This window comes from Nostoc sp. (genome assembly GCF_036917515.1).
Lineage (GTDB): Bacteria > Cyanobacteriota > Cyanobacteriia > Cyanobacteriales > Nostocaceae > Nostoc.
Map to the genome: position 1 here is coordinate 20,617 of NZ_JBALDE010000218.1, position 12,291 is coordinate 32,907.

The following is a 12,291-nucleotide window of genomic DNA, read 5'->3' on the forward strand; positions in this document are numbered from 1 at the left end:
CCTCCTGATTATGCAAATCTGCCAAAATCCCAATTGCTCAAATCCATTCAACTCTGATAGCAATAGATTTTGCGTGAGTTGCGGACAAAGCAACTTTGGTAAACTTCTCAGAAACCGTTACCGTGTATTAAGACTCTTAGGTGAAGGTGGATTTAGTAGAACATATTCTACAGAAGATGTAGATAGACTAAACGCCCCTTGCGTCATCAAGCAATTTTTCCCACAGTTTCAGGGAACAGGACAACGCACTAAAGCTGCAGAATTTTTCAAAGAAGAGGCTTTTCGGTTGTATGAACTGGGAGAAAATCATACCCAAATTCCCCGATTACTAGCTTATTTTGAACAAGGTACTAGCTTGTATCTCGTACAAGAATTTATTCAAGGAAAAACTCTTTTACAAGAAGTTCAGCAACAAATTTATGGTGAGCAACAAATTTGGGAACTTTTAGCTGATTTATTGCCAGTTCTGGAATTCATTCATACCCATAACGTCATTCATCGGGATATCAAACCAGAAAATATTATCCGCCGTACAAGTGATGAAAAACCCGTCTTAATTGACTTTGGCGGTGCTAAACAGGTGACACAAACCAGTATAGGAAGACAAGCTACGATAATTTATACCCTTGGCTATGCCCCAACAGAACAAATGGCTGGATTTGCTTGTCATGGCAGTGATTTGTATGCTTTGGGCGTAACTTGTGTACGTCTTTTAACTCAATGTTTGCCGTTGCAAGATGCTTCTGGACAGATTAATGACCCTATTTATGATGCCATGAATGCTAAATGGTTGTGGCGCGAATATTTACAGAAAAAAAGTATTACTATCAGCGACGAATTAGGGAACATTTTAGAGAAATTACTCAAACATCTACCGAGTGAAAGATATCAAACAGCAGTAGAAGTTATTAACGATTTAAAGTTTGCTACATCAAACATTGAACCTGTTGCCTTAAAAATTGTTTCGATGTCTCAACAAATATTACCGCCGCTACCACAAAAAGTAATCGTACCATTACCCCCATTAGAAACCTTTGAATTTGACGTAGTAACAGTAGACACAGGTGGTAGAGAAGTAAACCGCATGAACTGTAATGCAAACTTTTTTGCTGAAGAATTAGGTAAGTCTGTCACATTAGAAATGGTATCAATTCCTGGTGGTACTTACATGATGGGTTCACCGGAATTTGAAGGAGATGCTGACGAACGTCCGCGACACCAAGTTACCGTTGAACCATTTTTTATGGGGAAATTTCCTGTAACTCAAGCACAGTGGAGAGTAGTAGCAGCTTTACCCAAAGTCAAACAAGCTTTAAATCCCCATCCATCAAAATTCAAAGGTCTAGATAGACCAGTGGAAAATATATCTTGGTATGAGGCTGTAGAATTCTGTCTCAGGCTATCAGAAAAAACTGGACGCGACTATCGTTTACCGAGTGAAGCTGAATGGGAATATGCTTGTCGTGCTGGAACTACAACCTCATTCCATTTTGGCGAAACCATTACTCCTGAGTTAGTCAGCTGCACTATGGAACCAAAAAGCAAATTCCGTAAAGAAACAACAAACGTCGGTAGTTTTGAAGTCGCTAACGCCTTTGGATTGTACGATATGCACGGGTTAGTTTGGGAATGGTGTGCTGATTCGTGGCATAACAATTACAACGACTCACCCTTAGATGGAACAGCTTGGGAAGTTGGCGGTGATATAAATCGCCGGGTGCTACGCGGTGGTTCTTGGAGTTTTAGTGCAGAACTTTGTCGCAGCGCCAGTCGTAGCTGGAATGAGTCAGACGGTGGACTGAGGGTTTGTGGCTTTAGAGTAGTATTTTCTGTAGAGGAGATTATTTAGTAATTTAATTACAAGGTTGTATAAATTATGAACAATAGAATTGAGAAAGGTGACATAGTAGTTATAAATAAAAGTGGAAAATATCATCAGCAAGTCGGTGAAGTTAGTGAAGTAAATTACAATATTTTCTTCGTCAAAATAATCTTAGTAAAGTTAGGTAATCAAGAAGAAGCCTTTGAAGAAAAAGATTTACAATTAAAAACTAAAAAGCCCAACCTGCCAGAAATTATTGTATCAGTAGATACAATTTTAAAACAAGTTGCTCAGATTGCCCACTTGCCAGCAAAAGAGAAAGTAGAGTTACCCAACCGTTTAAAATATCTGAAATTAGATATTCCGAAATTAGATAAGCAGTTAATTCAAAAAAACTTTGACAGTATAGATAAAATACTTGCAAAAACAAGAGAAGCAGACTCTTCAGCAAGTTTTTGGCAGGAAATAAATCTTAATTTGGAGAAAATAAGTTGGTGGATTAGAACAAGTCTGTGAACTAAGAAGTAAATCGGCGAGAATAAATCAGCTTTCTCTGGTTCTCAGCTAGAGTCTGCGAATACCTAATTATACTTCTTGGATGAATCAAAAGCCCTCACCCTAAATCTCTTTCCCAAGCATGGAAGAGGGAATTTTAAATTAGCTCCTAAATAATTGGCACTGGACATAATTAAACGTAACTATATTTTTTTATTTTCTATTCTTAATACTTTATACCTTATACTTTTCGCCTCATTATCACCAGTAATTTTTATTTATCCCCGCTTACTTAACTTTGTATTTGTAACTGTATGGTTTAAATTTTGTTATTAACTAGACGTTTACAAAATCTTAAATTTTGAGAATAGTCTTTAGCAGTAACTTTTTAATATATATATTAAAAAAAGATATTTTTTTAGATAAAATAAACTACGAAGATCATCAGAAATATATATGCGTTTTTTTCAGTTTGCAGGGATTCTTGGTTGTACGACAGCAGCTTTTATCTCCATAGCACCCATACAGGTAGAAGCTGCAACTTTTAAAGTGATATCTGGAGTCACCAGCATTGATCGCGATCATGAGGAGATTCTTAGTAGTATTGGGCTAACCTTGACAGGTACTAATCAGACAGTCCCACCAATTCCTAGCAATTATTTAGTTGGCTTCAACATCGACTCACTTACTAACTTCACGTTCAGTGACGAGGGCGGTTTTACTCCGCTCTCAGGTACAATCGAGCATACTGGTACTGTTACATTCAACAATCAAATTACTGTTGGTGATTTTTCAATCGGTTTTGCTCCAGGACGTACTGTCACAGGTGCCAGCGGACTTGTTTTAAGAGACACATTTTCTTTAAATACAATCTTGTTTGATTTAAGCACTCCCGGACCTGTAGCATTTAATGGCCAAAATTTAACCATCCCTGATGTTCAATTGTTGATTTCTCCAGAGTTTGCTGATATATTAGACCACCCTGAATTGTCCGGTTTGTTTGCTGGAACTGCACGAATTGATGCTCAAGTTGCTGCCGTCCCTGAACCTGATAGTGTACTAGCAACTTTAGTAGCAGGTGCGGCTCTTTTAGCAGCTAGATTTTATACTCAAAAAATTAAATGCACTTGATATTTTGAAGCATAGCCAACCAAACGTTCGCTCTACAACCAACGCTTAATCCTTTTCAAATCTCGTTTACAGCCAGAGGCTAGAAATGCTACTCATTGGGCTGCTGCCGCAAGTCTTGAGACGGCAGCCCCAACAACAGGCATTCTTAGTCTCCGACTAGGAACGAGATACTTTCGCTCTCATGTTGATGCTATAGCTAACTATGTTCCTGGTGAGCAGCCTCAACGTTGGTACACAGATTATTAAACTTCTCTGCTTCTAAGATTGCTTGTTGTAAGAAGTTTACTTTCTGAGCGCTGCACAGCATATATATAGTGCGGTATGTCGCGCCAAAGTGTCTCCTGAACGACCTTGAGTCCGTTCTTTTCAGCTACACGACGAGAGGGAATATTTTCTGGGCGAATCAGGGAGATGACGCGATAATCGCAACCCAGTACGTTAAAGGCGTAGTCCTGGCAAGCAGATGCAGCTTCAGTTGCATAACCCTGCATTTGTTGGTCACGGCGGACATGATAACCAATTTCGAGTTCTTGGTGTCCCTCGACCTCCTGCCAAATCAGTCCGCAGTCGCCGATTACCTCACCTGTCGTCTTGAAAACCATCGACCACAAGCCGAGGCCGTGCTGTGCGTAGTTGTGGCGATGTCGGTCAATCCATCTTTCCACCATCTCGCGGTCAAAGGGTTTTGGGTAGTAGCGCATCGACTCTGCATCGCCAAGGACAAGCAGTAAGGCGTCGAGGTCAGAAAGCTTCATTTCCCGCAGTAATAAGCGTTGAGTTTCCAATATCATTAGTGAATCCTCGTTTAGTCATTAATGAAGTTATTGACAAAGACAACTCTAGCCAGATGACTAAGAAAATTGCACTTTATCAAGTTTTTTTAGAGCAAAAAATAATGAGCTAATATGTAATGTTTGCAATAGTATACCTTTATCAATACCTTCAATGACCTTTTTTAAAGGCAATAAAACTACATCAATTTGTTCGGTAAGGTCTAACTTTAAATCAGCTACACATTCTACATCTGTTGCTAAAAAACAATGGGTTAAATTGTTATGATTGGCTGGGTTTGGTGATAATATACCAGTTTCAATAAAATGATTGCTAGTGTAACCAGTCTCTTCTAATAATTCGCGTTTTGCGGCTTCCAATGGTAAAATATCTTCAGTCTCTACAGCACCACTGGGCAATTCTAGAATTGTTTTTTTCAGACCGTGGCGATATTGCTTTACTAAAATAACTTCCTGATTTTTGGTTAACGCTACAACATTTACCCATCTTGGATATTCAAGAACATAATAGGGGTCAACTATTGTTCCATTAGGCATTTGACAAGTGTCAGACCGTACTGAAATCCATTTGTCTTTTACTAGATGTTTAGATTTTAAAACAATCCAATCAAATGAGTTTTCCATATTTAAACCTCTATTTCTCTGCTTTTTACAGGAATTATTTTTAATGATTTGAAATCAGGTAAAGCTAGTATTATCGCCACTTACTATCTTTTCTGACAGCTAATATCTAACTAAAATACTAGTTATAGTTTTGAAACTCACACTGGCAATAATGAAACGTGGGCTGAAACCACCTTCCATCCTTCGGTAAACTTGTACCAAGTCTGGCTTTGTCGCCCGAAACGCTCTACACCATTGATAATCCGGCAAAATTCTAAAGTCACTGTTGCTGCATCTTTCCCAAAGGTTACAACCTTGAGATTCGAGATTTCTCGCTCTATTTTTGGGTTTGGTCGATTCTGACGAAAGTTACGAACTTCATCGCCGCCATAGAGATTTTCTGTAATTCCAAACCGCACTACTTCGGGCGCATCCCAAAACAAGCTATCCATCACTTCTAAATTGTTATTAGAAAGGGCTTGTTCATACTTGAGGTACAAATCAGTTATTTCAGCTACAACAGTAGAGTCATTTATAGTAGTCATTGTTGTTACCAATTTTTGGTATTATGGCTAGATTATGCACTCTTTTAAATAGTCAGAACTATTTTTCTTTTAAGCTGCTTCAGTACGTAGATTCAGACGTACCAGATCACGGAAGGTGGAGATTTGCTGCATAAAGAAAATTGAGCCTGCAATACAAATACTTGCACCAAGGATGACAGTATTACTACTACCAATTTTGCTTGCTAGTGCGCCAGCTATTAAGTTGCCGATAGCAAATGCGCCTGTAGATGCCATAACGTAAAGACCTGTAATTTGCCCGCGATTTTCATCAGTCACCAACAGTTGAAGCAAGGTGCGTCCGGCAATTAGCTGCAAAATAAAGCCGAAACCAGCTGCCAATAATGAAAACAGCGAAAGCCAGAACACGCGGGATAGGGCAAAGATAATCAAGCTTATCCCCATAAAACCTATGCCCAATGCTAGAACTTTACCCGACTCCAGTACATTGCTATACTTAGTTAAATAAATACCACCTGCTAAGGTTCCCAAACTGGAAGCTGTCATCAAAAAGCCGAAGGTGTTAGGCCCACCCTGTAAAATATCCTTGGCAAAAATCGGCCCCAAAGCTAAGTAAAATCCCCACACGCAGGAGACTAAAGCCGAACCAATCATGACAGAGCGAATTGGCAAAAACCCGAAGGCGTAGTTAAAACTAGCTTTCAATTCCTCTAAAGGTTTGTGTGTGGAAATGATAGCTTTTTTGGGGGCAAGGTTCATTGCAAGAAGGGCAATAATTACGGCAATGTAACTGATACTATCGAGCAGAAAACAAAGCCCTGATCCCACTGCCGCAATTAATAAGCCTGCGATCGCAGGCCCAACCATAAGTGAAACGCTGACAAGGGAAGAGTACAAGGCGGTCGCATTACCGAGATTTTCCTTACTGACCGTTTCTGGTAAAAATGCCTGTCGGGTGGGAATATCGAAGGCGTTGATTATCCCTTGCAACACACCAAGAAATGCAATCTGCCAGACGTTAATAGTACCATTTAAGACCAGCCAAGTCAGAGCCAAAGACTGAAGCATCCCCAGAATCTGGGCAACAAGCAGAATGCGGTGGCGGTTCGTGCGATCGGCGATGATTCCACCTAAAGGAATCAACACAAGCGTGGGAATTTGACTAGCAAAGCCCACCAGACCGAGTAACCAAGCAGAATCGGTGAGGCGATATACTAACCAACTAGTAGCCACTTGAGTCATGGACGTACCAATCAGAGAAATTGCCTGACCTATGTAGTACAGGCGAAAATTTCTGGAACTAAAAGCACGGAGCACGACTTGTGATTTTTTTGATGCTTCCATACATCACCCATCAATAGTTCTAAGTCCTTAACCGTGAATAAAAAAGTAGGCAGTCATGCTGAAGGCAACAATTATCACAAATTTCCGAATTAAGTGCGGTTCAAGTTGACGAGCATAATGAGCGCTTAAATAACCACCCAGAGAACCACCCACTGCCATCAAAATAGCTTGATGCCAAGCAATCACACCTGCAAAAATAAATGGAACGATCGCAATACCATTGATACAACTCCCTAAAAATGTCTTAAAAGCATTCATTGTGTGAATACTTTTGATACCTAAAAACGTTAGAGTTGCCAGCATTAAAATCCCTATACCTGCGCCAAAGAAACCGCCATAGATGGCGATTACTAGTTGAGCGAGTATCAAATTTAACAATGATACAGATTCAGGTGATGTATTCTGCTTTTGACGCTGTAACCACTTTTTGAAAGGTTCACCAAAGGTAAACACCAGGGTTGCCAGCAGTAAGAGATAGGGAATAAGCTTTTTAAAGACATCTGGCGATGTATACAACAAGGTGATGGAGCCAATCATGCCACCAACTAAACTGACACCACATAAAAGTAAAAAATATCGCCGCTCGATGTTTAAATCTTGACGATATGCTCCAGCACTTGCTAGAGCAGCCACCCAAATCGCGGTATTATTCGTGGCGTTAGCTGCGATCGGGGGTACACCTGTAAAGATAAGAGTTGGAAACGTGATAAAACTTCCACCACCTGCTATAGCGTTTAATCCACCTGCAATAAAAGCGGTACTAAACAGAAGTAAGCTATGGAAAAGTGTTAATGATGGTGGCATTATTTACGAATTATTAATTTTGGAATATCGCTTGGAGAATGGGCAATCAAGTCAGCACCATGAGCTTTTAATTCTTCCTCAGTTCCATAGCCATAGGTGACACCAATTGAGGTAATGTGATAGCACTTGGCTCCAATGATGTCATGTGAGCGTTAGCGTTCGCGCAGCGTTCCGCAGGAAAGCTTAACGAAGTTATCGCCTACCATCACCACAGTAGAAGGTAAAAGTTTTTCTGTTAATAAAATATGGTGAATTAAGTCGCCTTTTCTGCTTTGCGCTCCGTCAATTTCAATACCATAAACACCATCAAAAAGCAATGATAAGCCAAAATATTCAATAATTTGCATTGCATAAATATATGGTTTAGAAATCGCAACAAAAGTTTTATAACCAGCAAAACGAATGACTTTTAGGACTTCTGAAATTTGGGGATAAAGGGAGTTTTCAAATAATCCAATTGTGGCAAAGCGACGACGATATAGTAAAAGAGCCTGTTCAATTACTGTGCCATCTAAGGTATTGAGTAATTGCGAAAAGCTATCTTTGAGTGGTGGCCCAATACACCAATTTAATTCATCAGTATTCGGTGGTTTGTAACCGAGTTCAGAGAGCGCATACTGAATGCAACCAGTGATGCCAGGTTTAGGATCTGTCAAAGTCCCGTCAAGATCGAAAAGGATAGCGGAGAAAGGCATATCTTAATTCCCAATTCAACCCTTAATTTTGAGCGATTTCACAAAGCCTTCTGCACTAAGTAAGGCGATGCCTAATGTGACAACACCAATCCCTACACTCTGAATCACGTTTAAAGTTTCGCTAATAGTTATCCATGCCATTAGTGCCGTCAATGCTGGACTGCTAGAGCCGATTATGGAAGCGGTAGAAGCGCCAACCATCCGAATCCCCACATTGTTCAATGTGTGTCCGAGAAAGCTGACTAGACCCGAAAATATGCTGCCAATCCATAGGGGTGTCCAGTCAAGTTGGCCGCTCTTAGCCGGCCAAAAAAGTAAACTAATACTGCAAAGCAGTAGAGTGGAAGCAAAACTGATCCAGGTGAATGGAACTGGATGGAATTTTTCTAAACATTTTTGAGCAATGATGCAATAAAAAGCATAAACGATCCCAGCGCCAAAACTAGCGAAAATACCGATCGCAATGGTATGACTGCTGTAGGTAGCAGAAGATTGAGGAATGGTGAGAGCGCTACCCAGCAGAATAATAGCCATTACCAGCCAACGGAACAATGTGGGGCGATCGCCAAAAAATCTCCATGACAGCAGTGCTGTAAATACGGGATAGGTGAAGAAAAGGGTCAAGGCAATGCCTGTGGGAATCAAGCCAATAGCAATGTAGAGTGAGGCAATATACACAAACATCAGCACTCCACAGCCAAGAGCTTGAATCAGAACATCCCTACGGTTGCGGGTGAATAAGTCTTGGAGTTCTTTAAGAGCAGCTGGATATAGCTTGAATGATAAAGATGCCATCAGTGGAACCACCAGCAGCATTCGCATGAACATCAGCAAGAAGGAATTCTGCAAATCCGGTTTAACGTATCCACCGAGTAAAAATAAACCTAGTACGAGATGTTCTGAAAACAAAACTCGGACAGTAACGTTGTGAAACGTTAAAACAAAGGAGGATAGAAGAACCGTTAGGATGCCCAACACGATAAAAAGTTTCCTTAGAGACGACTTGATTGTATTGTTAAAACCACTGGAATAACAAACCAGATTAAGTTTGAGGAAATCAAAGCCGTCGCTTCAAAAACACTGCCAGTTGTTCAATCAAAACTATGCCAAAGAACCGACGCCCACAGGTTCAGGAGCAGTCTTTGTAGTGAACTGGTTCACCGGACGGGGTAAACCGAGATTTTCGCGTAAAGTACTACCTTCATACTCAGTACGAAATATTCCCCGACGTTGCAGTTCGGGAATTACTAAGTCTACGAACTCCTCTAAACCTCCAGGTAGCCAGGGCGGCATAATGTTAAATCCATCAGCTCCACCATTAACAAACCAATCTTCTAACTGATCGGCAATCTGTTCTGGTGTTCCAAGAATGGTTCGATGTCCCCGTGCTCCTGCAATCCACAAATACAGCTGCCGGATTGTTAAATTCTCTCGGCGGGCAAGATCGGTGATCAGTTGCAAGCGGCTTTTGCCACCGTTGGTATCAGGCAGATCCGGCAGCGGCCCATCTAGGGGATACTTAGACAGATCATGGCCACCCACTAGTCCAGAAAGCAGCCCTAATCCTACCAAGGGATGAATCAAATCCTGAAGTTGCTCATATTTGTCTTTAGCTTCCTGCTCAGTCTTACCAATCACTGGGAACACCCCTGGCATGATTTTGAGATGGTCAGGGGAACGTCCGTATTTAGCCAATCTTCCCTTGACGTTGGCGTAGAAGGCTTGAGCTTCTGCCAATGTCTGTTGTGCAGTGAAAATCGCCTCTGCTGTTTGGGCAGCCAGATCCTGACCTGCTTCGGAAGATCCAGCTTGGACGATTACTGGATATCCCTGCGGTGGACGCGCCACATTGAGCGGACCGCGTACTGAGAAATATTTGCCCTTGTGGTGAGGTATATGCAACTTTTCGGCATCAAAGTAAATACCTGACTCCTTATTGTGGAGAAAAGCATCGTCTTCCCAACTGTCCCAAAGTTTGGTGACAACATCCACAAATTCTCTGGCCCGTTCATAGCGCAGTGAGTGTTCTAGGTGGTTTTCTTGGCTGAAATTCTGTGCTGCGGCTTCAGCAGCAGAGGTTACAAGATTCCATCCGGCACGACCACCGCTGAGATAATCTAGTGACGCAAATTTGCGGGCGAGATGAAAAGGCTCATCATAAGTTGTTGATGATGTTGCCACCAATCCGATATTTTCTGTCACTACAGACAGAGCCGACAACAAGGTTAAAGGTTCAAAGTGGACGCTGAATTGTCCCGAACGGCTAAAAGCCTCAGTCCCTTGTCCTCTATCCCAGACGGCTAAACCATCAGCGAGGAAAAGCATATCAAATTTGCCCCGTTCAGCCGTTTGTGCCAGCTGCTTATAATGTTGGAAGTTCAGACCTCCATCAGCCGGGGTGTTGGGATGCCGCCATGCTGCCACATGATGACCACTACCGGGTAAAAATGCTCCGAGTTTAAGTTGTTTTTTCGTACTCATATTTCTATTTGTGAGAGCGTACTCGTGCTTTTTTCTTTCTCTTGTTTGGAATAAGAAAATATTAGTTATTAAGACTCTGGTCTTGTTGCTTGGATGGAGGGTAGTTTAGAGAATTCATCATACCAATGAGTTAGGTGTATAGAAGAGTTTCATAAAAAAGTGCGATCGTCATTAGATACTCGGTTAAAATGTCTATCGTTTTAACATTTGAAAAAATCTGGTTAAGGAAATTAGGAAATGTCTGAAAGATATTCAGTGGCATCTACTAGTCTGTCAAGTTTAAATTGACCGATTAAGCAAGTTAGTAGTAAGAACTTTAGTTCTTATTTTCTAAACACTTTTCGTGCTTACTACAAACCCTTTTGTACTAGCAAAGCACTACTTTGAGTCTTTCCATTGGCTCAACTCAGTTAGGAGTTCGTTTCGTCGCTTTGGTGATGTAAACGCTACCTTGATCGCATTACGAGTTACGGCAAGCAATTCAGCTGGAGAAAAACCGAGGGCATGGGCCACTGTATACTCCCGCCCGATGGTGGTAGAGATTTGCACAGGATTATCTGTACAAAGAGCGATCGCAATCCCGGACTTTACAAGCTGCCGAACCGGATGCTCTGTATAAGAAGCGACGGCTCCCAAGACAACGTTACAAGTAAGGGAACACTCAACAGTAACGCCGCTCGTTGCTAGCAGTTCTAACAAATGCGGGTCACGAACAGCCTGTGTTGCGTGACCGATCCGCGTCAGTCCAGGACGCGCAGGGCAGCAGCAATATTGGCGGTGGAAAATTCGCCTGCGTGCGCGGTGATTCCTAGCCCCACCGCAGCAGCCCGCTCCGCGATGCGATAGGCAGTTGTCCAATCCGCCTCGGTGTCATACGGTTTGTATAGGAAATCTATACCGCCTAGTCCCTGTTCTGCTGCCTGAATACAAGCTTGTAAGAGTTGCTCAAGGTGATCGCGATCATACCAACCTAGCATGAACACGAAAACCGCCTCAGCACAAAGCTGGGGATGTCGCGCCTGGACGCGACGCTCGGCTTCTCGAAACAATAACATAAAGTCTGGTCGTAGTAGCGCTTCGTTACCAAAACGCACTTCTACCAAAATGGCTCCATCTGCTGCCGCTTCGTCCAGCAAATCCTCAATCCGCGCGATGAAGTTTTCTGGCTCGGCATCGACTTCTCGCGCTACGGGGAAAATGCTAGCAAGGAGTTGGAGGCGTGGCATTCCAGGCAGTGTTTCAGTCATCAACTGTTTAGCCCAGTGCCGCCAATTATAGGATGTCTGCCCCTCGCGCCGCGCCAACACCCGGTCAAGGCGCGGCGACCACTCCTGATGGATGTGTAAGTCTGCTTTGGGAAGTGCAGCAATAACTGGATTTGACTCTATTTCAGCAAGAGGCATAATGAATGCAGTTTCCATCTAACGCTCCTTTCAATCATCACAGGCAGACATAGTGAAATTATCAAAAATTCAGGAGTCAGGAGTCATTAGTCAGTGGAAGGTTAAGCTAGCAAAGGGTAGTAGGGAGTAGGCAGCAGGGGAGTGGAGTTCAAAGACTCATTCACGAGTATTAAAGACTCGTTCGCGAGTATCAAAGAC

The 12,291-nt window shown here is 42.1% G+C and carries 13 protein-coding genes; 3 read left to right on the plus strand and 10 right to left on the minus strand.

From position 1 onward, the window contains the following. Positions 1-10 precede the first annotated feature (10 nt). The 3 genes from V7K89_RS28400 to V7K89_RS28410 all read left to right on the plus strand — a co-directional run bounded on the left by V7K89_RS28400 (position 11) and on the right by V7K89_RS28410 (position 3,448). Positions 11-1,849, plus strand: coding sequence for a bifunctional serine/threonine-protein kinase/formylglycine-generating enzyme family protein (locus V7K89_RS28400; RefSeq protein WP_335193210.1), 1,839 nt, complete (start codon positions 11-13; stop codon positions 1,847-1,849). A 27-nt stretch (positions 1,850-1,876) separates the two neighbouring features. After that, positions 1,877-2,338 carry a hypothetical protein gene (locus tag V7K89_RS28405; protein WP_335193212.1) on the plus strand — a complete coding sequence of 154 codons (462 nt, stop codon included), beginning with the start codon at positions 1,877-1,879 and terminating at the stop codon, positions 2,336-2,338. 435 nt (positions 2,339-2,773) lie between these two features. Further along, complete coding sequence (locus tag V7K89_RS28410) at positions 2,774-3,448, plus strand: hypothetical protein (RefSeq protein ID WP_335193214.1); 675 nt, start codon at positions 2,774-2,776, stop codon at positions 3,446-3,448. A gap of 242 nt (positions 3,449-3,690) precedes the next feature. Here the strand turns inward: V7K89_RS28410 and V7K89_RS28415 are convergent, their stop codons facing one another. The 10 genes from V7K89_RS28415 to V7K89_RS28460 form a co-directional block, all read right to left on the minus strand. Continuing rightward, on the minus strand, positions 3,691-4,239 hold the full coding sequence (locus V7K89_RS28415; protein WP_335193216.1) for a GNAT family N-acetyltransferase: 549 nt from the start codon (positions 4,237-4,239) through the stop codon (positions 3,691-3,693). 60 nt (positions 4,240-4,299) lie between these two features. Beyond that, positions 4,300-4,863, minus strand: a complete 564-nt coding sequence (locus V7K89_RS28420; RefSeq protein WP_335193218.1) for an NUDIX hydrolase — start codon at positions 4,861-4,863, stop codon at positions 4,300-4,302. 137 nt (positions 4,864-5,000) lie between these two features. After that, on the minus strand, positions 5,001-5,387 hold the full coding sequence (gene hpxZ, locus V7K89_RS28425; protein ID WP_335193220.1) for an oxalurate catabolism protein HpxZ: 387 nt from the start codon (positions 5,385-5,387) through the stop codon (positions 5,001-5,003). Positions 5,388-5,456: 69 nt separating this feature from the next. Continuing rightward, positions 5,457-6,710, minus strand: coding sequence for an MFS transporter (locus V7K89_RS28430; protein WP_335193222.1), 1,254 nt, complete (start codon positions 6,708-6,710; stop codon positions 5,457-5,459). A 27-nt stretch (positions 6,711-6,737) separates the two neighbouring features. Beyond that, on the minus strand, positions 6,738-7,514 hold the full coding sequence (locus tag V7K89_RS28435; RefSeq protein WP_335193224.1) for a sulfite exporter TauE/SafE family protein: 777 nt from the start codon (positions 7,512-7,514) through the stop codon (positions 6,738-6,740). A gap of 152 nt (positions 7,515-7,666) precedes the next feature. Next, on the minus strand, positions 7,667-8,209 hold the full coding sequence (locus V7K89_RS28440; protein WP_335193226.1) for an HAD hydrolase-like protein: 543 nt from the start codon (positions 8,207-8,209) through the stop codon (positions 7,667-7,669). A gap of 15 nt (positions 8,210-8,224) precedes the next feature. Beyond that, a complete protein-coding gene (locus V7K89_RS28445) occupies positions 8,225-9,187 on the minus strand; it encodes a DMT family transporter (RefSeq protein WP_335193228.1) in 963 nt (320 codons plus the stop codon). Positions 9,188-9,310: 123 nt separating this feature from the next. After that, the gene (locus V7K89_RS28450; protein ID WP_335193230.1) at positions 9,311-10,690 is read right to left on the minus strand and encodes an LLM class flavin-dependent oxidoreductase; all 1,380 of its coding nucleotides are present in this window, start codon (positions 10,688-10,690) and stop codon (positions 9,311-9,313) included. A 378-nt stretch (positions 10,691-11,068) separates the two neighbouring features. Further along, positions 11,069-11,389 carry a hypothetical protein gene (locus V7K89_RS28455; RefSeq protein ID WP_335193232.1) on the minus strand — a complete coding sequence of 107 codons (321 nt, stop codon included), beginning with the start codon at positions 11,387-11,389 and terminating at the stop codon, positions 11,069-11,071. A 41-nt stretch (positions 11,390-11,430) separates the two neighbouring features. Beyond that, positions 11,431-12,111 (minus strand): hypothetical protein, encoded by a 681-nt coding sequence (locus V7K89_RS28460; RefSeq protein WP_335193234.1) that lies wholly within the window; start codon positions 12,109-12,111, stop codon positions 11,431-11,433. Positions 12,112-12,291: the final 180 nt, after the last annotated feature.